18 protein-coding genes are annotated in these 18,643 nt (G+C 74.5%); 4 read left to right on the top strand and 14 right to left on the bottom strand.

The window, feature by feature from the left end; genetic code table 11:
* Positions 1-71: 71 nt before the first annotated feature.
* The 7 genes from mmuM to ACFY7E_RS27835 all read right to left on the bottom strand — a co-directional run bounded on the left by mmuM (position 72) and on the right by ACFY7E_RS27835 (position 6,546).
* On the bottom strand, positions 72-995 hold the full coding sequence (mmuM, locus tag ACFY7E_RS27865) for a homocysteine S-methyltransferase (protein ID WP_389489524.1): 924 nt from the start codon (positions 993-995) through the stop codon (positions 72-74).
* A gap of 18 nt (positions 996-1,013) precedes the next feature.
* Complete coding sequence (locus ACFY7E_RS27860; RefSeq protein WP_389489522.1) at positions 1,014-1,937, bottom strand: LLM class F420-dependent oxidoreductase; 924 nt, start codon at positions 1,935-1,937, stop codon at positions 1,014-1,016.
* Between the two features lie 81 nt (positions 1,938-2,018).
* Positions 2,019-2,510 (bottom strand): DUF6099 family protein, encoded by a 492-nt coding sequence (locus tag ACFY7E_RS27855; protein ID WP_389489713.1) that lies wholly within the window; start codon positions 2,508-2,510, stop codon positions 2,019-2,021.
* A gap of 151 nt (positions 2,511-2,661) precedes the next feature.
* Positions 2,662-3,060, bottom strand: a complete 399-nt coding sequence (locus tag ACFY7E_RS27850) for a nucleotide pyrophosphohydrolase (RefSeq protein ID WP_389489520.1) — start codon at positions 3,058-3,060, stop codon at positions 2,662-2,664.
* A complete protein-coding gene (locus ACFY7E_RS27845) occupies positions 3,057-4,202 on the bottom strand; it encodes an ATP-binding protein (RefSeq protein ID WP_389489518.1) in 1,146 nt (381 codons plus the stop codon). The genes ACFY7E_RS27850 and ACFY7E_RS27845 overlap by 4 nt, the downstream gene beginning before the upstream one ends.
* A 385-nt stretch (positions 4,203-4,587) precedes the next feature.
* Positions 4,588-5,019, bottom strand: coding sequence for a cell division protein SepF (locus ACFY7E_RS27840; protein ID WP_389489515.1), 432 nt, complete (start codon positions 5,017-5,019; stop codon positions 4,588-4,590).
* A gap of 303 nt (positions 5,020-5,322) precedes the next feature.
* On the bottom strand, positions 5,323-6,546 hold the full coding sequence (locus ACFY7E_RS27835) for a PLP-dependent aminotransferase family protein (protein WP_389489513.1): 1,224 nt from the start codon (positions 6,544-6,546) through the stop codon (positions 5,323-5,325).
* A 427-nt stretch (positions 6,547-6,973) separates the two neighbouring features.
* Between ACFY7E_RS27835 and ACFY7E_RS27830 the strand changes: the two genes are divergently transcribed.
* Together ACFY7E_RS27830 and fabI are read left to right on the top strand one after the other, a co-directional pair.
* Positions 6,974-7,117 carry a hypothetical protein gene (locus tag ACFY7E_RS27830; protein WP_389489511.1) on the top strand — a complete coding sequence of 48 codons (144 nt, stop codon included), beginning with the start codon at positions 6,974-6,976 and terminating at the stop codon, positions 7,115-7,117.
* Positions 7,118-7,129: 12 nt separating this feature from the next.
* Positions 7,130-8,095 carry an enoyl-ACP reductase FabI gene (gene fabI / locus ACFY7E_RS27825; protein WP_389489509.1) on the top strand — a complete coding sequence of 322 codons (966 nt, stop codon included), beginning with the start codon at positions 7,130-7,132 and terminating at the stop codon, positions 8,093-8,095.
* Positions 8,096-8,120: 25 nt separating this feature from the next.
* Here fabI and ACFY7E_RS27820 read toward each other — a convergent pair whose 3' ends face one another.
* The 7 genes from ACFY7E_RS27820 to ACFY7E_RS27790 form a co-directional block, all read right to left on the bottom strand.
* Complete coding sequence (locus ACFY7E_RS27820; RefSeq protein WP_389489507.1) at positions 8,121-8,807, bottom strand: GntR family transcriptional regulator; 687 nt, start codon at positions 8,805-8,807, stop codon at positions 8,121-8,123.
* A gap of 89 nt (positions 8,808-8,896) precedes the next feature.
* On the bottom strand, positions 8,897-9,901 hold the full coding sequence (locus ACFY7E_RS27815; RefSeq protein WP_389489505.1) for a proline racemase family protein: 1,005 nt from the start codon (positions 9,899-9,901) through the stop codon (positions 8,897-8,899).
* A gap of 109 nt (positions 9,902-10,010) precedes the next feature.
* Entirely contained in the window at positions 10,011-10,925 is a 915-nt protein-coding gene (locus ACFY7E_RS27810; protein ID WP_389489503.1) for a dihydrodipicolinate synthase family protein, read from the bottom strand.
* Between the two features lie 88 nt (positions 10,926-11,013).
* Positions 11,014-12,528, bottom strand: coding sequence for an FAD-dependent oxidoreductase (locus ACFY7E_RS27805; protein ID WP_389489501.1), 1,515 nt, complete (start codon positions 12,526-12,528; stop codon positions 11,014-11,016).
* Complete coding sequence (locus tag ACFY7E_RS27800; RefSeq protein WP_389489499.1) at positions 12,509-12,829, bottom strand: (2Fe-2S)-binding protein; 321 nt, start codon at positions 12,827-12,829, stop codon at positions 12,509-12,511. Before ACFY7E_RS27800 ends, ACFY7E_RS27805 begins: the two co-directional genes overlap by 20 nt.
* Complete coding sequence (locus tag ACFY7E_RS27795; RefSeq protein WP_389489497.1) at positions 12,826-14,013, bottom strand: NAD(P)/FAD-dependent oxidoreductase; 1,188 nt, start codon at positions 14,011-14,013, stop codon at positions 12,826-12,828. Before ACFY7E_RS27795 ends, ACFY7E_RS27800 begins: the two co-directional genes overlap by 4 nt.
* 97 nt (positions 14,014-14,110) lie before the next feature.
* Positions 14,111-16,423 carry a collagenase gene (locus ACFY7E_RS27790; protein WP_389489495.1) on the bottom strand — a complete coding sequence of 771 codons (2,313 nt, stop codon included), beginning with the start codon at positions 16,421-16,423 and terminating at the stop codon, positions 14,111-14,113.
* 304 nt (positions 16,424-16,727) lie between these two features.
* Here ACFY7E_RS27790 and ACFY7E_RS27785 point away from each other — a divergent pair, with 304 nt between their 5' ends.
* Together ACFY7E_RS27785 and ACFY7E_RS27780 are read left to right on the top strand one after the other, a co-directional pair.
* The gene (locus ACFY7E_RS27785) at positions 16,728-17,975 is read left to right on the top strand and encodes an SLC13 family permease (RefSeq protein WP_389489493.1); all 1,248 of its coding nucleotides are present in this window, start codon (positions 16,728-16,730) and stop codon (positions 17,973-17,975) included.
* 94 nt (positions 17,976-18,069) lie between these two features.
* Positions 18,070-18,525, top strand: coding sequence for a tellurite resistance TerB family protein (locus tag ACFY7E_RS27780; protein ID WP_383435800.1), 456 nt, complete (start codon positions 18,070-18,072; stop codon positions 18,523-18,525).
* Positions 18,526-18,643: the final 118 nt, after the last annotated feature.

Raw genomic sequence — 18,643 nt, 5'->3', positions numbered from 1 at the left:
CGCGCGAGGCCGGGCGGGACCGGGTGCGCCAGGCCGGGCGCGCGGGGCCGGGCGCGCGGGAGGCGTCCGGGTCAGCCGGTGCCGTCGGCTCCGGTGTCGGCCAGGGTCTCGGCGAGGGCGGTGATCGTGTCCGGGCCGACCCGGCAGCAGCCGCCGACGAGCCGGGCGCCGGAGCGGACCCAGGCGGCGGCCCGCTCCGGGGCGAAGGTGGATCCGCCGCGCCAGTCCCGCGCCCCGGCGTCCCAGCGCTCCCCGCTGTTGGGGTAGACCACGGCCGGTTTCCCGGTCACGGCGACGGCCGTCTCCACGGCGGGCCCCGCGTCGGCCGGGTCGCAGCAGTTGACCCCGACCGCCACCACCCGGTCGTTCCCGGCGGCGACCGCGAACGCCTCCGCCAAGTCCTGGCCGGCCCGGGTCCGCCCGCCCTCGACCGTGTACGACAGCCACACGGGCACCCCGCACCCCTCGGCCGCCCGCAGCAGCGCCTCCGCCTCCTCCGCGTCCGGAACCGTCTCCAGCGCCAGGACGTCGGGCCCCGCCGCCGCGAACACCTCGATCCTGGGCCGGTGGAACGCCTCCAACTCCCGTACGGAGAGCCCGTACCGTCCCCGGTACTCGCTGCCGTCCGCCAGCATCGCGCCGTACGGCCCGACGGACGCGGCGACCCAGACCTCCTCCTCCGTGGCCTCCGCCGCCGACCGCGCGAGCTCCACGCTCCGGGCGAGCAGCCGTGCCGCCTCCTCCCGGTCCGCGCCCCGCCGGGCGAAGCCCTCGAAGGTGGCCTGGTAGCCGGAGGTGACGAGCACCCGGGCCCCGGCCCGTACGTACGCCGTGTGCGCCTCCTCGATCCGCTCGGGTCCGTCGGCGAGGAGCCGCGCGGACCAGAGCGCGTCCGAGAGGTCGCAGCCCCGCGCCTCCAGTTGGTTGGAGAGCCCGCCGTCGAGGACGAGGACCTCCGTCCCGAGGGCCTCGGCGAGCGTACGGACCGGTCTCATCGGCTCACTCCTCTCCGCTCAGCCCAGCTGCGACTGGACCTGGGCGGAGATCAGCTCCAGGTGGTCCAGGTCGTCCAGGTCCAGGACCTGGAGGTAGACCCGGGAGGAGCCGATGGCCGCGTACCGGCCGAGCTTGTCGACGACCTCGGCGGGCGAGCCGGCGAGGCCGTTCGCCCTGAGCTCGTCCACGTCACGGCCGATGGCGGCGGCCCGGCGGGCCACCTCGGCGTCGTCCCGGCCGACGCAGACGACCAGTGCGTTGGAGTACACCAGGTCGCCGGCCGGCCGGCCGATCGCCTCGGCGGCGGCCCGCACCCGTCCGAACTGCTTCTCGCTGTCCTCCAGGGAGGCGAACGGGATGTTGAACTCGTCCGCGTACCGCGCGGCGAGCCTCGGGGTGCGGGTCGCGCCGTGCCCGCCGATCAGGACCGGGATCTTCTCCTGGAGGGGCTTGGGCAGTGCCGGGGAGTCGGTGAGCCGGTAGAACTCCCCCTCGTGGGTGAACGTCTTGCCGACCTCGGTCTCCCACAGACCGGTGACGATCGCCAGCTGCTCTTCGAGGCGGCCGAACTTCTCCTTCGGGAAGGGGATGCCGTAGGCCTTGTGCTCCTCCTCGAACCAGCCCGCGCCCAGGCCCAGTTCGACCCGGCCGCCGGACATCCGGTCGACCTGGGCGACCTGGATGGCGAGGACGCCGGGGAGCCGGAAGGTGCCGGCCGTCATCAGCGTGCCGAGGCGGATCCTCTTCGTCTCCCGGGCGAGGCCGGCCAGGGTGATCCAGGCGTCCGTGGGGCCGGGCAGCCCGTCGCCGGACCCCATGCTGAGGTAGTGGTCGGAGCGGAAGAATGCGTCGAAGCCGAGCTCCTCGGTGGCGCGGGCCACGGTGAGGAGGGTGTCGTAGTCGGCCCCCTGCTGGGGCTCGGTGAAGATGCGAAGATCCATGCCTCCATCCTGCACCGTCGGATACGGGCCGACCTCCCGGCCGACGCCCCCGGGAGGGCGAAGGCCGGTCGGGCCGGGGCGTCAGCACGACGGCTCCCGCCGTGGGGTCGCGCGGCCCCGGGCGGGGTCGGGCGGGCGGGCGCGCTCGCCGTCCCGGACGGCCAGGCGCCGTAACATCCCGCGCACCCGGTCGCCCGATTCGTCCGTGGCGTCGATCGCCTCGATGCACTGCCAGTAGAGCCCCTCCTCGTCGGTGGCGCAGGCCACGCCCACCAGGGCGATCCCCACCTCGCCGAGCAGCTCCCCCAGTGCGGTCAGCGTCCGGTGGGGGTCCGCGACCTCGGTCAGCCGGGCCGCGCGCGGCCCTCCGGCGCCCCACACCGCCGGATACTCCCCGATCTCGCCCAGCCCCCGCGCCTCGCCCCGCAGCTCCTGCGGCCCGCAGAGCGCGAGACGACTCCCTATGGCCTGGGCGAGGGCCTGGGCCTGCCAGGCCTCCGCCACGATGTCCTGTGCCGTCCCGCTCTCCGCCAGCGCGTGCCGGCCGAGCACGATCAACCGCTCCGCTTCCATCAACACCGCCCCCGTTCCTACGACTTGCCACCCACTCAGTCATTACCCAGAGTGAGGCGGCCTGAGCCCAAACACCAGGGGAATTCGGAAATCTGTGGACAGGAGTCCTGACGGGGAAAAGGCGATCACTCCGAAGAGTGACGATCTCTGTTCAGGGGCCCTCCTCACCCCCTTCGCCCCGCCGCTTGGCGGGAAATCGGACCTCGTTGCGGTCGATCTTGGCCGCGAGCGCGGCCAGCGGGTCGATCCCGAGCGCCTCGCAGAACTGGAGGAGGTAGGCGAGCACGTCCGCCACCTCGTCGGCGACCCGGTGGGCCGACTCCGGGTCCTCCATCACCCGCTCGGCCTGCTCGGGCGTCAACCACTGGAAGATCTCCAGGAGTTCGGCCGCCTCCACGCTGAGGGCCGCCGCCAGGTTCTTGGGCGTGTGGTAGGGCTGCCAGTCGCGGGCCGCCGCGAACGCGACCAGCCTGCGCCGGAGCCCCGCCACATCGTCGCCCGTCGCGCCGTTGCCGTTCACGCCGTCGTCCGTCGTGTCTTCGTCCGTCACCCGTCCAGGTCTACCACCGTCACCCCGGGCGTTCGGCGGGCCTCCTCCGCCGTGCGGTCCCCCGCCGTGCCCGCCAGGCGGATGTGCCCGTCCCCGGCGATGTCCACGGCGAGGCGGAGCAGTTCGCCCGACTGGCGCCGGTCCAGGCCCCGGTCGAGGCCGTCGGCGAGCAGGGTCAGGCTCTGCATGGCGTCGGGCACCTCGGCGATGCGGTCCATCTCCAGGATCCCGGGGCCCGTGAGCAGGGTGAGCGCGAGCGCCAGGTAGCGCAGTTCGCCGTCGCCGAGGCGGCCGAGCGGGGTCGCGGGGCGGCCGTCCCGTTCGAGCACCGCCCGGACGGTGCCGTCCGGGAGTTCCCGCACCCCGAGCCCCGTGACGGTCCCCGCACAGCCCGCTCCCGCCACGGTCGCGAGGCGGTGGTGGCGGCGCGGGCAGTCGTTGTGGGTGCGGTGCAGGACCTCCGCGAGGTTCCGGCAGTCGCGCCGCAGCCGTCCCTCGCCGGGCGGCACGGGGGCCCGCATCCGCTCGGGCCGGGGGTCGCAGGCGAAGGCGGACCGCAGCCCGACGACCGCCTGTTCGGCGGCGGCCAGGACCTCCAGCTGTCCTGGGGTCTTGCCGGCGACCCGCAGCGGCAGCAGGGCCGTACCGAGGAGGTCGTCGGGGAGCGGTGCCCTGGTGACGGGGGTGGCGCCCGCCGTGTGCCACTCGGCCTGGACGGTGCTGCGGCCGGGGTCGCGGAGGGCGGTGGCGAGCAGGGTGCGGCCCCGGGCGGTGAGCCGTTCGCCGACGATGCGGAGCCGGGGCTCGGCCTGCACCGCGAGGTCGAGGTGGACGGGGCCCCTCGGTCCGTCGACGGTGCACCCGATGCGGAACCCGCGCCGTCCCTGGGCGTCGGGCCGGGCGCGCTCGGGGACGAGGTCGGCGGCGTCCGGGAACACCTCGTCGAGCGGGTCGCCCGCGCAGAGCCGGGCCAGCGCCTCGTACGCGCGCAGGGCGGTGGTCTTGCCGCTGCCGCTGGGGCCCGCGAAGAGGGTCACGGGTCCGAGCGCGTGCACGGCGGAGCGGTGGCCGGCGAACGCGGAGAGGCGCAACTCGGTGACGGCGGGCCGGGCGTCGGCCCGCCCCTCCCGGGGCTCCGGCACGACCGGGCCCCGTGCCTCGGGGACGGAGGCACGGGGCCGGTCGACGCGCGGGAGGGAAGCGCCCCTCCCGGGAGCGGACACGGACCCGGAGGCGGGCCCGGACACGGAAGCCGGCGTGGGCGTGGACGCGGCAGGGGTACGGGCCTCCGGGACGCGCGGCCCGGCAGCGGGAACGGCGTCGGAGGAAGGAGCGACACCGGAAGCGGGAACGGCGTCGGGGACGGCCTCGGGAACGGAAGGGGAGGCGGGATCGGAAGGGGACGCGGGAGCGGGGACGGAGGGGCGGTTCTTCGGTGTGCGGGCGAGCGCGGAGCCGCAGGTGAGGTCCATGTCCGGACCGTACGCAGCTCTTTCCCCGACGAACCGTTACGCCGAGTGGAGCTTCCTACGATCGGGGGACGTCGGCGGCCCGGCCGCCCACGACCTCCTCCTCGTCCGCGTCCTCCGAGCCCTCGACCTCCGTGCCCGCCGGGGCGAGGAGGAAGACGTTCCGGTCGACGCGGTGCATCCCGCTGCCGAGCCCGAAGACGACGCCGCTGCTGAAGTCGAGGATCCGCTTGGCGACCTCGGTGTCGGCGCCGGTCAGGTCGAGGAGGACCGGGATCTGGGCGATGAGGTACTCGGCGACCTCGCGGGCGTCGGCGAAGACCTGCACGCGGAGCACGACCATGCGGCGCTGCTCGGCGGATTCGTACTGCTCGGGGATCGCGCGGTGGTCGACCCTGGACGGCCATTCGTCACGGCCGCGCAGGGGTACGACCTGCGCGAGGCCCTCCCACTGCTCGTCGGTGACGTCGTACCTCTCGTACCTACTCATGGGTCCATCCTCCCGCTCCTCACCCGTTCGGCCCAACAGCGACACGGCGCGATGACGGCGTGGCGGCCGACCGGGCCCGAAGCTCACCCGGTCGGCCCATTCCACGGCCCGTTCCGTGCCGCCGGTGGGCCGGAGTACGTCACGGTGGCCGGGGCCGCCAGTTCGTCACCTTCGTCACGAAGTCCGGCGAGAACCACGTGGAGGCACCGGCAGAATTCGGCCACGCGCGCGGGTCGCACGCACGCGCCCGCGATCGTCTCCACAGCCCAAGCCCAGGCCCAAGCCCCGGACCCGATCCCGGTCTCAGGCGAAGCTCTTGGCGAGCCTGCGGAGGCCCTCCCTGATCTCGTCGGGCGAGTGCGTCGTGAAGGAGAGCCGCATGGCGCCGGGGTCCGCCTCGCCGCAGAAGAACGGCGCCCCCGGCACGTACGCCACCTCGTGGCCGACGGCGGTCTTCAGGAGCGCCGTGGCGTCGTGGCCCTCGGGCAGGGACGCCCAGACGAACATGCCGCCCTCCGGCCTGTTCCAGCGGCTGCCCTCCGGCAGCGCGGCCGGCAGGCCTTCGAGCATCGCGTCCCTGCGCTCCTGGTAGGCGGCGCGGATCACCGCCACGTGCGCGTCGAGGTCCCTGTCGCGCAGGTAGCGGGCGGCCGCCGCCTGGTCGATGGTCGAGGTGTGCAGGTCGGCGGCCTGCTTGGCGATGACGCAGGAGCGGCGCAGTCCGGCGGGGGCACGGAGGTGACCGAGCCGGAGGCCGGGGGCCATCACCTTGGAGAAGGAGCCGAGCAGGACGGTGCGGTCGGCCGCCGCGGGGGCGGACGCGATCCAGGGGACGCGCTCGCCGTCGTACCGCAGTTCGCTGTACGGGTCGTCCTCGACGATCCAGAAGCCGTGCCGGGCCGCGGCCTCGGCGACGGCGGTGCGCCGCTCGGCGGGAAGGGTGCGGCCGGTGGGGTTCTGGAAGGTGGGGATGACGTAGAGGAGGGTCGGCTTCTCGCGGACCGCGATCTCCTCCAGTGCGGCCGGGAGGATGCCCTGGTCGTCGGTGGGCACGGGGACGACGCGGGCACCGGCGAAGCCGAAGGTCTGGAGGGCGGCGAGGTAGCAGGGGTTCTCGACGAGGACCACGGCGCCGGGTTCGACGAGGGCGGTGGTGAGCAGCGTGAGGGCCTGCTGCGAGCCGGTGGTGACGAGCAGGTCGTCGGCGTCCGTGGGCAGTCCGCGCGTGGTGAGCCGCTCGGCGACGGCGGTGCGCAGCTCCGGGTCGCCCTCGGTCGTCGAGTACTGGAGCGCGTGCCGCGCGTTCTCCGCGAAGACCCGGTCGTACGCGTCCCGCATCCCGGCCACGTCGAACAGCTCGGGGGCGGGCAGGCCGCCGGCGAAGGAGATCACCTCGGGTCGCGCCGTGAGCGCCAGGATCTCCCGTACCGGTGACGAGCCGACGTTCGCCAGCCGGGAGGCGGCGGCCGGCACGGGCGCGGAAGCGGACGTGGACACGGACGCGGGCGTGGAGGCGGCGGAAAGCATGGCGTCAGCATATAGATATTCAAGGCGCTGTCCAGATCGTCCGATTCCCTCCGGGTGCGGCCGGGTCGACACGCTCCGGGATCACCTCCGAAGGAATTCCGGATCCGTTCCGGCCACACCGTGGATCACGGGATTCCGAGCGTGCGGGACGAATTCGGAGGATTCCCCTCCCTTTTCCTTTCCCGCTGATCGCCGTCGGAAAGGGTGATCCCGTCGATCTTGTCCGGCGCTGCCCGGCGCACCGCGGTCCGCCCTTGATCGAACGGCCCGTGCGGGGCGGACGCCTTCGGGAAATCGGCCATTCCGGTCCGGGGGCCCGTTGATGGGAGACCGCTTCGCGGATACCCTTCCCCGCCCCACCACCGCGATGTCCGCGATGTCCGCGGTCTCCCGGCCGAAGTCGAACGAGCGAGGCGAGTGGATCACCATGACATCTTCCCTTTCCGCCGACGAGGTCGGCCTCGTCGGCGCTCCCGGGGAATTCCCCGCCGCGCCCGAGAAGTACCGGAAGATCGCCGTCCGGGGAATGCCCGCCGGCGCCGAGGGCGAACTCCCGGGCGCCGACGGTTAGAGGACGGTCCCGATGCGCGCGTCCCGCGACTCCCACCACGCCCCCGACCCGCTCGGCCTCGCGGGGCGCCGCTATCTGGTGACCGGGGTCCTCAACGACGACTCGATCGCCTGGCACACCGCCCGCGCGCTCCAGGAGGCGGGCGCGGAGGTGCTCCTGACGGGTTTCGGACGCACCCGGCGGATCACGGAGGCGGCGGCCTCGGGCCTTCCGTACCCGGCCGACGTCCTCGAACTCGACGTGACGCGCACCGGGGACCTGGACCGGCTCACGAAGGAGCTGGAGCGCCGCTGGGGCGCGGTGGACGGCGTCCTGCACGCGATCGCCGCCGCGCCCAGGTCCGCCCTCGGCGGCAACTTCCTCACGGCCTCCGTCGAGGACGCGACGCTCGCCCTGCGCACGGCGGCGTTCTCGCTGCACTCCCTGACCACCGCGCTCGCCCCGCTGCTGCGGGAGGGCGGGGGCGGCGGCCCGGTCCGGGGCAGTGTCGTCGGGCTCGACTTCGACGCGTCGGGGGCGTGGCCGGGGTACGACTGGATGGGGGTCGGCAAGGCCGCGCTCGGTTCGGTCTGCCGTTATCTCGCCCTCTACCTCGGGCACTCCGGCATCCGCGTCAACCTGGTGGCGGCCGGGCCGGTGGAGACCGTGGCCGGGCGGGCCGTCGGCACCTTCGACCGGATCGCGGACCGCTGGGAGCAGGAGGCCCCGCTCGGCTGGGACCGCGCCGATCCGGCCCGGCTCGTCGGGCCCGTCCTGTTCCTGCTCTCGGACCTGGCGGCGGCCGTCACCGGGGAGATCGTGCACGCGGACGGCGGGATGCACGCCGTGCGCATGGGCGCCCGAGCGGTCGGCGAACCTCCGGGTCCCGGCGCCCCGCCCCGTACCGACGCCGGGAGTCCGCCCCGTACCGTCCCGCCGGCCACCTCGCGGATCGTCCCGCCGGCCTCCTCGCCGGCCGGCGAGGAGGGGCGCCCGTGACTCCGGTGGTCCCGCCGGACGGGGCTCAGCGGCTGTCCGCCGGTCCGTCCCGGCCCTCGGCCCACAGGGAGCGGACGTGGCCGAGGTGGCGGCGCATGCAGGCCTCGGCCCCGCGCGCGTTCCCGGCGATCATGAGGTCGAGGAGTTCGACGTGCTCCTCGGCGGAGGAGACGAGCAGTCCGGCCTCGTCCAGGCCCGTCAGGCCGTAGAGGCGGGAGCGCTTGCGCAGGTCCCCGACGGTCTCGACGAGGCGCTCGTTGCCGGAGAGGGCGAGCAGGGCGAGGTGGAAGCGGCGGTCCGCCTCCAGGTAGCCGATGAGGTCGTGTTCGCGGGCACGGGCGACGATCTCCTCGGCGACCGGGCGGAGTTCCTCCAGGCGTTCCCGCGCGGCCGTCCTCGTGACCCGGCCGACGGTGGGGACCTCGATGAGGGTGCGCAGTTCGGTGTACTGGTCGAGGTCGCGCTCGCTGACCTCGGTGATGCGGAAGCCCTTGTTGCGGACGGGCTCGACCAGGCCCTCCCGGGCCAGGTCGAGCATGGCCTCGCGGACCGGGGTCGCGGAGACGCCGAGGTCGCTCGCGAGGCCGGGGGCCGAGTAGACCTGGCCGGGGCGCAACTCCCCCGCTATCAGGGCCGCGCGGAGGGCGTGCCCGACCTGGTCGCGGAGCCGTTCCTGCGCCCTGACGAGGCCGTACTGCTTCAGGTCACCCATCGTGCGTCCTCCGAGAAGTCACGGAGGGGCATCGTACAATGTCACGTTTCGCCGCCCGGGCCGCCCACCTTCAATCCTCTCCGCCCGGGTCAGAGCAGGAATCCGGCCGGGAACGGGTCGTCGGGGTCGAGGAAGTACTGGGCCGTGCCGGTGATCCAGGCCCGTCCGGTGACGGTGGGGACGACGGCGGGCCGTCCGCCCACGGTGGTCTCGCCGACGATCCGGCCGGTGAACTCGGTGCCGATGAAGGACTCGTTGACGAAGGCGGCGCCCGGGGCGAGCAGCCCCCGGGCGTGCAGTTGGGCCATGCGGGCGCTGGTGCCGGTGCCGCACGGGGAGCGGTCGAACCAGCCGGGGTGGATGGCCATGGCGTGGCGCGAACGGGTCGCGTCGGAGCCGGGCGCGGCCAGGTAGACGTGCTTGACCCCGGCGATGGCGGGGTCCTCCGGGTGGACGGGCCGGTCGGGTCCCGCGTCGATCGCGGCCATGACGGCGAGCCCGGCGGCGAGGAGGTCGTCCTTGCGGTCGCGGTCGAAGGGCAGCCCCAGGGTCTCGAGGTCGACGAAGGCGTAGAAGTTGCCGCCGTAGGCGAGGTCGTAGGTGACCGTGCCGTACCCGGGCACGTCCGCCTCGAGGTCGAGGCCGACGCAGTAGGAGGGCACGTTGGTGAGCGTGACCGCCTTCGCGGCGCCGTCCTCCACCCGTACGTCGACGCTCACGAGCCCCGCCGGGGTGTCGAGGCGGACGGTGGTGACCGGTTCGACGGCCGGCACCATGCCCGTCTCGACGAGGACGGTGGCGACCCCGATGGTGCCGTGGCCGCACATCGGGAGGAGTCCGGACACCTCGATGTAGAGGACGCCGTAGTCGGCGTCGGGGCGGGTGGGCGGCTGGAGGACCGCGCCGCTCATCGCCGCGTGGCCGCGCGGCTCGTACATGAGGAGGGTGCGGACGTGGTCGAGGTGCTCGGCGAAGTGGAGCCGCCGCTCGGCCATCGTGGCGCCCGGGATCGTCCCGAGGCCGCCGGTGATCACCCGGGTGGGCATGCCTTCGGTGTGGGAGTCCACCGCGTGGTAGACGTGGCGGGTGCGCATGGGTCCCCTTCTGTCGGTGTCGTGCGGACGGGCAGGCGGACGGACGGACGGGCCGGCGGGCGAACGGGCTTTCTCGCGGGCGGGGTTACGGATGGGGCCGCGGGCGGGGTTACGCGTGGCCCTCCGCCAGGACCTTCTCCGTGGCGGCCCGCACGGCGGCCTCCTGTTCGGGCGCGAGCGGGAGCCGGGGCGGCCGGCAGACGCCGCCGCGGTGTCCGGCGAGGTCCATGGAGAGCTTGATCGCCTGGACGAACTCGGTCTTCGAGTCCCAGCGGAAGAGCGGGTGGAGGGAGCGGTAGAGCGGGAGGGCGGTGGCGAGGTCGCCGGTGACGGCGGCCCGGTAGAGGGCGGCGCAGGCGCGCGGAAGGGCGTTGGGGTAGCCGGCGACCCAGCCGACCGCGCCCGCGAGGGCGAGTTCGAGGAGGACGTCGTCGGCACCGACCAACAGATCCAGATCGGGTGCGAGTTCGGCGATCTCGTAGGCGCGGCGGACGTCCCCGCTGAACTCCTTGACGGCGACGACACTGCCGTCGGCGTGGAGTCGGGCGAGGAGGGCGGGGGTGAGGTCGACCTTGGTGTCGAGGGGGTTGTTGTAGGCGACGACGGGCAGGCCGACGGCGGCGACGGCGGCGAAGTGGTCGCGCACGGCGGCCTCGTCGGCCCGGTAGGCGTTGGGCGGCAGGAGCAGGACGGACCCCGCGCCGGCCTCGGCGGCCTGTTCGGCCCAGCGGCGGGCCTCGGCCGCGCCGTACGCGGAGACGCCCGGCATGACGCGCGCCCCGTCCCCGGCCGCCTCGACGGCGGTCCGTACGACCCGGGCGCGCTCGTCGTCGGTGAGCGTCTGGTACTCGCCGAGGGAGCCGTTCGGGACGACTCCGTCGCAGCCCTCGGCGATCAGCCGGGCCACGTGGCGCGCGTAGGCGTCGTGGTCGACGGAGCCGTCGTCGCGCAGGGGGAGGGCGGTGGCGACCATGATCCCGCGCCAGGGGCGGTCACGGTGCACGGGTGCTTGCGCGTTGACCATGAAAGAACTCCCTTGTGTGGTGTGTGACATTTTATTGAAGGGCGAGCGAGCCACAAGAGGCCTGCCTTCGCTTACTCCTGACGGGGTATCAGTCTTCGATACGGACCTGCTCCGGGAGTTCTGCCAGGTGCCGGAGCGGTACGGGGCAGGCGAGGGGGCGCCGGTCCGGAACCGCCTCTCCCCCGGAGGCGTGCCCGGCGAGGGCGGCCACGGCGGGGCCGCACGTGCGGCCCTGGCACCAGCCCATGCCGGCGCGGGTGAACAGTTTGACCGTACGGGCGTCCCGGGCGCCCAGGGTGTCGACGGCCTCCGTCACCCGGGCGACCGGCACCTCCTCGCAGCGGCACACCTCGGTGTCGGGCCGCAGCCATCCGGTCCATCCGGGTCCGGGCCGGTGCACGGCGCCCATCGCCTCCGCGAAGGCGCGCAGCCGGTCGCGGCGGCGCCGGAGCGCGGCCTCGCGGGGCTCCGGCGCCCGGACGCCGAGGAGGGTGCGGGCGATGGACACCGCCGCCAACTCCCCTTCGAGGACGGCGAGTCGGGCTCCGCCGATGCCGCCCGTCTCCCCTGCGGCCCAGACGCCGGGGACCGAGGTCGCCTGCTCGGTGTCGAGGACGAGGGCGGCCGTCCCGTCGGCGCTCGTACGGGTCGCGCAGCCGAGGGCCGTGGCGAGCTCCAGCTGCGGTACGAGGCCGTGGCCGACGGCCAGCGCGTCACAGGGGATCCGGCGGCCGGTGCCCGGCAGGGGGTGCCAGTCGGGATCGAGCCGTGCCACGGTCACCGCCTCGACGCGCCCGGAGCCGTGGGCCTCGACCACCGCGTGCCGGGCGAGGAGCCTGGTGCCGTGCCGCAGCAACGCGCCCCCGTGCAGGGCCCCTTCGGCGAGCTTGGCGGGGTTGCGGAGGAGCGTCGGCACGAAGCCGGAGTAGCCGAGGTACGCACCGGCCTCGACGACGGCGGGGACGCGGGCGCCGGCCGCCGCGAGGGAGTCGGCGACCGCCAGGAGCAGGGGGCCGCTGCCGGCCACGACGACCCGGCGGCCGGGCAGGACGAGCCCGCCCTTGAGCATCGCCTGCGCTCCCCCGGCGCCCACCACGCCCGGCAGCGTCCAGCCCGGGAAGGGCAGTTGGCGCTCGTGGGAGCCGGTGGCCAGGAGCACCGCCCGGGCCCGGACGGTCGCGGCGCCCTCGTCGGCCCCGGCAGCCCCCGCGACCACGGCGTGCAGCATCCAGCCGGTGCCTTCCGGCACCACCGTCCAGACGTGGTGTCCGGCCAGGTGGACGGCCCGGCCCGCCCGGACGAGGCCGTCCAGGGCCGCCCTGCGGCGGGTGAACCCCCGCCAGTCGTGGTGGAGCGCCCCGGGCCGCCGCGCGCCCAGCTCGGGCGCGGGGTGCCGGTGGTACTGGCCGCCGGGCCGGTCCCCGGCGTCCACGAGGACCACCCGGAGGCCGCGCCGGGCCGCCGCCACGGCGGCGGTGAGCCCGGCGGGCCCGGCGCCGACGACGGCGAGGTCGAACCACTCGGACGGCTCGGACGGCTCGAACGGCTCAGACGCCTCAGACGCCTCAGACGCCTCAGACGCCTCAGACGGCGAGGTCGGCACGGCCCGTCCCCTCCTGTGTCGTGACGGCGTCGCCGGGGCGGGCCGGGGTGAGGCAGGCCCGCAGACTGGGGCGCCCGTTGACCGTGACGAGGCAGTCGAAGCAGCTGCCCATGCCGCAGAAGACCCCGCGCGGCGCCCCGGCGTTCCTGGTGGTGCGCCAGGTCAGGATGCCGGCGCCCCACAGGACGGCGGCGACGGACTGGCCGTCGAGGGCGGGGACCGGGCGCCCGTCGAAGGTGACGGTGAAGGCGGTCTCGGCCCGGCCGCCGACCAGGGCACGCGGGGTACGGCGTCGTCTCATCGGGTGTTCTCCCGTCGTCCGTGGTCGGAGGTGTCGTCGAAGCGTTCGGGCCGGAAGGGCGCCGGGTCCACGCCCTGCGCCCCCTCCCCCGCCCCGCCCGTGAGCGCGGCGGCGATCAGGAGCCCCGTGGCCGGGGCGAGGCCGATGCCCGCGCCCTCGTGGCCGCAGGCGTGCAGCAGCCCGGGGACGCGCGGGTCGGGGCCGATCGCCGGCAGGTGGTCCGGCAGGTAGGGGCGGAAGCCGTGGTAGGCGCGCAGTACCCGCACGTCGGCGAGGACGGGGAAGAGCGCGGTCGCCCGGGCGGCGAGGCGGCGCAGGGCCTCGGTGGACAGGGAGCGGTCGAAGCCGACGCGTTCGCGGGTGGCGCCGATGAGCACGGGCCCGGCCGGGGTGCCCTCGACGACGGCCGAGGACTGGAGCGCGGCCGAGCCGCTGGCCACGTCCGCGATGTAGTCGGCGGCGTACACCTTGTGCCGTACGGCCCCGGGGAGGGGTTCGGTCACGAGGACGAAGCCGCGCCGGGGCCGTACCGGAAGCTCCGTTCCGGCGAGCGCGGCGACCGCGCCGCCCCAGGTCCCGGCCGCGTTGACGACGGCGGGGGCGGCCAGTTCGCGGCGGGTCGTGCGGACCCCGCGCACCGCTCCGGAGGCGGTGCGGAGGATGCCGGTGACCTCCTCGCCGAGGTGGACGGCGGCGCCGGAGGCGGCGAGGAGGCGGGCCGCCGCGCGGGCGGGCTGGACCTGGGAGTCCTGCGGGTAGCGGAAGCCGCCCGCGAGGCCGTCGGCGAGGTGCGGTTCCAGGGCGCGCAGCCCGTCGCCGGGGACCTCGGCGGCCTCGACGCCGGCCGTCCGCTGCCCCTCCGCGAAGGCGCGCAGGGCCTTGAGGGCGGTCGGGTCGGGCGCCACGACGAGGCCGCCCTTGGCCTCGTACTCGATGTCGGGCGGGAGCAGGTCGGCGAGGTCGCGCCAGAGGCGCGCGGAGAGCAGGGCGAGGTCGAGTTCGGGTCCGGGTTCCTTGTCGGAGACGAGGAGGTTGCCCTCGCCGGCGCCGGTGGTGCCGCCCGCGACGGGACCCCGGTCGACGACCGCGACGGAGAGTCCCGCGCGGCCCGCGAAGTACGCGCAGGCGGCTCCGACGACGCCCGCGCCGATGATCACGGCGTCCGGGCTCTGGCTCTTGGACACGGGAGTAAGGTGCCACCTTCCCTTGCGGAGGAACAGGACGGGTCCGGGGGCGCCCGGCCGGGTGGTGCCCGGCGCCCCAGGACCCGGTGCGCGCGGCTCAGCCGCGCAGCGGTCCCTCGCAGCTGTAGCCGGAGGTTCCCGCGCGTCCGCCGGTCCAGACGTCGACCGGACCGAAGGAGCAGTCCATGTCGGCCAGGTTGTTCGAGGCCGTGCCCGCCCGGTCGAGGAGGAAGTAGTCGACGGTCTCGGACATGTCCTTGAAGACCTGGTCCGCGCTCGCCGCGTTCGCGAGGTTGGCCGTGACGCGGCCGGTGCAGACGAAGCGGCGTCCGCCCGGCGCGCCGGTCTCCGCGCAGACGGGGGTGTTGGAGGTCGCCGCGGCGAAGGAGGCGGCGACCTCGGAGGCCCTGGAGTCCCGCAGCCGGTCGTTCGGCGTGAACGTGGTGACCGGCACGTACAGGCGGTCCACCTCGGCGATCCGGGCGTCGAGGAAGGAGTCGTAGCCGCGCTGGAGCGCCGTGTCGGCGCCGAGCCGCGCGCGCCAGGCGTCGTACGCGGACACGTCGTCGCCCCGCAGGTGTCCGTACATCTCGCGCAGCAGGGACGGCTTCTCGGTCCAGAGGTACTCGAAGAAGGTGCCGGCGTAGTCGTAGAAGCGGAAGCCGTCGCCGTCGTAGGTGGCGTTCAGGATCTGACGTACCGTCATGCGCGGTCCGCCGCCCGCCGTGTCGGAGATGACGCCGCGGACGAGCGACTTGCGGACGGCGACGCCGTCGTCACGCGTGGCGCCGGCGAAGAACTCGGCCGTGCCCTCGTCCATGGCGGTGGTGCGGTCGTTCTGGTACCAGGGGCCCTCGCCGAAGAAGCCGGGCACGGCGTACCGGCCGTTCAGGTAGTGCGTGTACTCGTGCCGGAAGAGTTCTTCGAGGGTGAGCGTGGAGTCCTGCGGGACGCGGCGCTCGTAGGTGTAGAAGGTGGCGCCGCGCTCGATGTAGATGCCGCCGTTGTTCGTGTCCATCCCGGTCAGGATGGGGTGGTACTGCTCGTAGTCGGCCCGCGAGGCGTACAGGACGATGTTCAGGGTGGAGTTGGGGTCGCCGGCCAGCGGCTCCTGGGCGCCGAGGACGCGGTGGAACTGTGCCTTGACCCGCTTGCTCGCGTAGTAGAGCGTGTCGACGGTCGCGCGCGGGAGGCCGGTGCGGACCTTGATGGCCCCGCTGTCGTACGTGTACGTGTACGGGAAGATCCGGCGCTCGATGTCCTCCTTGCACACCTTGTGGGGGGCGCAGGCCTCGTAGAAGTTGAGCCAGGAGACGAGCGAGGCCCACTGCGCGCTCGCCGTGCCGAAGGTGGTCTCGACCGGGCCGAGCAGGGCGCCGAGGTCGGCGACGACGCCGGTGCGCAGGCCGTCGATCTGACCGAAGCGGCCGTACTCGCTCAGCGCGTCGCGGGCGACCCAGGCGTTGACGGTCCCCTTGAGGTGCCCGTGGCCGGAGAAGGCCTTGAAGGCGGCGCGGTACGCGGGGTCGGCGGCGGCCGCCGCGTGGAAGGCGGCGTCCCGGTTGCCCGGGTAGACGCCGAGGTAGTTGACGGAGAGCGCGGCGAGGGCGGCGTTCGCCCAGACCGGGTCGAGGCGGGTCGCGGTGTGGTCGGCGTCCATGGTCGCCAGGACCTTGCGGATCAGGGGCAGTTGGTGGTGGCGCAGACCGGGCGCGCTGGCCGCGTAGAGGGCCTCGCGGAGGGTGGCGGCGTTGACCGGGGTCACGTCGAAGGTGCGGGCGGCCGCGCCGAAGCCGGCGACGGCGCGGCGCACGGCGTCGACGGTCGGGGCGTCGGTGGTGTCGATCTCGTCGCGCGAGAAGTCGTGGTAGGCCACCGCGTGGAGGTAGGTGAACATCTCCTCCAGGTGGGTGGAGTTGCGTCCGTCGTGGCTCGCGGCGAGCGAGGAGGCGCGCCGGGCGACGGCCTGGACGTGGGCGTCGGACATGACCGGGGCGAGCCGGGCGTCCCAGGTCCATATGAGGTCGCGCAGACAGCCGTCGGCGGTCACGGCGGGGTCGGCGAGGAAGTCGGCGAACCGCTCGGGGGTCAGGCCGGTGACGCCGTCGAGGGTGCAGGGCGCGGCGGCGGCCCGTCGTTCGGCCTTGCGCGGCGCGGTGCCGGCGGGCTCGGCGGGGCCGGGGGTCCGGCCGGCGGCGGTGCCGCCCGGGGCGGGTGCGGGGGCGGCGGTGGCCGGGGGCGCGGCGGCGAGGCGGTCGACCTCGTCGTACGGGTGCGGGCGGGCCTCGGCGGCGGGCGGCGCGCTTTCCGCGGTCGCGGCCCGGCTGACGCCCTGCCCGAGCGGCACGAGCAGGCCGGCCGCCAGTACGGCGGAGAGCAGGGAGGTGCGCACGGATCTGTGCTGGGACACCAGAACTCCTGTGTCGGGAGGGGAATGTGGGGGTGGTTCCCAGTCAACTCGCTGTGCTGTGCGTCGAGTTGACGTCGGTTGCAGCGACGGTGCGAGCAGTACCATAGTAATGTGAAATTGCACTGGCAAGGGGTGGGCGGGAACCCGGCGGGGAAATCACGGGGGATCACAGGGGATCACGGGGGCATCGGGATCCGAGCAGGGGCCCGACGACCCCAGGATCCGGGCCCCGGACCCGACACCCGACCTCCGGTCCCGGGCCCCGAAGCCGCCCCACCGCCCGTCGCCCCGGATGATCGGACGCATGCTCGTCTCGTCCGTGTCCGTGCTCGCCCTGGCCGTCGTGCTCCTCTGCGCCGTCGTCCGTCCCTTCCGTCTGCCCGAGGCGGTCTTCGCGCTGCCCGCCGCCGGCGCCGTCCTCGCGGTGGGGGCGGTGACGCCCGACGCCGTGCGCGAGGAGGCCGAGCGGCTCGGGCCGGTGATCGGCTTCCTCGCGGCCGTCCTCGTCCTCGCCAGACTCTGCGACGACGAGGGCCTCTTCCGGGCCTGCGGCGCCTGGATGGCCCGCTGGTCCCGCCGCCGGCCCCGGCGGCTGCTCGGCGCCGTCTTCGGCCTCGCCTCGCTGATCACCGCCGTACTGAGCCTGGACGCGACGGTCGTCCTGCTGACCCCGGTGGTCTTCGCGACGGCCGCCCGGATGGGGGCCCGCCCCGCACCCCACGTCTACGCGAGCGCCCACCTGTCGAACACGGCCTCGCTGCTCCTGCCCGTCTCGAACCTGACCAACCTGCTCGCCTTCACGGCCACCGGCCTCGGCTTCACCCGGTTCGCGCTCCTGATGCTGCTCCCCTGGCTCACCGCCGTCGCGGTCGAGTACGCGGTCTTCCGCCGCTTCTTCGCCCGCGACCTCGCCGCCCCGGCCGACGCCGCCGAACCGCCGGAGCCCGTCGTGCTCCCGGTCTTCGCCCTGGCCACCGTGGCCGCGACCCTCGCCGGCTTCGCCGTCGCCTCGGCCACCGGGACGGACCCGGCCTGGGCGGCCGCGGCGGGCGCCGCCGTCCTGGCTGTACGCGCCCTGGCCCGGCGCCGCACCACCCCGCGCGCGCTCGTCCGCGCGGCCTCGCTGCCGTTCCTCGCCTTCGTCCTGGCCCTGGGCGTCGTCGTCCGCGCCGTCGTCGACAACGGCCTCGGCACCGTCCTCGCCCACCTCCTGCCCGACGGCACCTCCCTGCCGGCCCTGCTCGGCACCGCCGCGCTCGCCGCCGTCCTCGCCAACCTCATCAACAACCTGCCCGCGACCCTGGCCCTGGTGCCGCTGGCGGCCCCCTCGGGGCCCGGCGCGGTGCTCGCCGTCCTGATCGGCGTGAACATCGGCCCCAACCTCACGTACGCGGGCTCCCTCGCCACCCTCCTGTGGCGCCGCATCGCCCACCACCACGACCATCCGGTCGACCTGGCGCGGTTCACCCGCCTCGGACTGCTCACCGTCCCCGCCGCCCTCGTCGCCTCGACGGCGGCCCTGTGGGTGTCGCTCCTGCTCCTGGACGGATGAACGGCCGACCGGGTCCCGCCGGCCCGGGAACTCCCGACGGCACCGCTACGTTCTACACGTACGTAGAAGTAAGCGATCGACGTCGGGAGTGCTCATGGCCCTGTGGGACCGCATCAAGGAATCCGCATCGACGATGCAGACCCAGCTGGTGGCGAGGAAGAACGACCTGAAGAGCGGCGCGTTCCGGGACGCGAGCATGGCGATGTGCGCCCTCGTCGCCGCCGCCGACGGCACGATCGACCCCGCCGAGCGCCGCCGGGTCGCCCAGCTCATCGCGACCAACGAGGTGCTGCAGAACTTCGACGCGCTCGACCTCCAGCGCCGCTTCGACGCCAACCTGGACAAGCTCACCGCCGACTTCGACTTCGGCAAGGTCGGCGTCCTCCAGGAGATCGCCAAGGCGAAGAAGAAGCCGGCCGAGGCCCGCGCCGTCGTCCAGATCGGCATCGTCATCGGCGGCGCCGACGGCGACTTCGACAAGACGGAACAGGCCGTGGTCCGCGAGGCGTGCTTCGCCCTCGGCCTGCCGCCGCACGAGTTCGACCTCTAGGCCCTGATCCGCCGGACAGGCCCTAGGTCGTGTCTGATAATTGATCTTGTGATGGGTCGAGGGGAATTGACGGATGCGGCATGGGAGCGGATAGCGCCGCTGCTCCCGGGCACGGATG

This window comes from Streptomyces sp. NPDC012825 (genome assembly GCF_042900925.1).
In the GTDB taxonomy this organism is placed as follows: domain Bacteria; phylum Actinomycetota; class Actinomycetes; order Streptomycetales; family Streptomycetaceae; genus Streptomyces.
This window is presented reverse-complemented; position numbering and strand designations above follow the sequence as displayed.

Bases quoted from the DNA above. Each gene is read 5' to 3' on its own strand.
- mmuM (WP_389489524.1), bottom strand. From the start codon at position 995: ATGAGACCGGTCCGTACGCTCGCCGAGGCCCTCGGGACGGAGGTCCTC.
- ACFY7E_RS27860 (WP_389489522.1), bottom strand. From the start codon at position 1,937: ATGGATCTTCGCATCTTCACCGAGCCCCAGCAGGGGGCCGACTACGAC.
- ACFY7E_RS27855 (WP_389489713.1), bottom strand. From the start codon at position 2,510: ATGGAAGCGGAGCGGTTGATCGTGCTCGGCCGGCACGCGCTGGCGGAG.
- ACFY7E_RS27840 (WP_389489515.1), bottom strand. From the start codon at position 5,019: ATGAGTAGGTACGAGAGGTACGACGTCACCGACGAGCAGTGGGAGGGC.
- ACFY7E_RS27835 (WP_389489513.1), bottom strand. From the start codon at position 6,546: ATGCTTTCCGCCGCCTCCACGCCCGCGTCCGTGTCCACGTCCGCTTCC.
- ACFY7E_RS27830 (WP_389489511.1), top strand. From the start codon at position 6,974: ATGACATCTTCCCTTTCCGCCGACGAGGTCGGCCTCGTCGGCGCTCCC.
- fabI (WP_389489509.1), top strand. From the start codon at position 7,130: ATGCGCGCGTCCCGCGACTCCCACCACGCCCCCGACCCGCTCGGCCTC.
- ACFY7E_RS27820 (WP_389489507.1), bottom strand. From the start codon at position 8,807: ATGGGTGACCTGAAGCAGTACGGCCTCGTCAGGGCGCAGGAACGGCTC.
- ACFY7E_RS27815 (WP_389489505.1), bottom strand. From the start codon at position 9,901: ATGCGCACCCGCCACGTCTACCACGCGGTGGACTCCCACACCGAAGGC.
- ACFY7E_RS27810 (WP_389489503.1), bottom strand. From the start codon at position 10,925: ATGGTCAACGCGCAAGCACCCGTGCACCGTGACCGCCCCTGGCGCGGG.
- ACFY7E_RS27800 (WP_389489499.1), bottom strand. From the start codon at position 12,829: ATGAGACGACGCCGTACCCCGCGTGCCCTGGTCGGCGGCCGGGCCGAG.
- ACFY7E_RS27785 (WP_389489493.1), top strand. From the start codon at position 16,728: ATGCTCGTCTCGTCCGTGTCCGTGCTCGCCCTGGCCGTCGTGCTCCTC.
- ACFY7E_RS27780 (WP_383435800.1), top strand. From the start codon at position 18,070: ATGGCCCTGTGGGACCGCATCAAGGAATCCGCATCGACGATGCAGACC.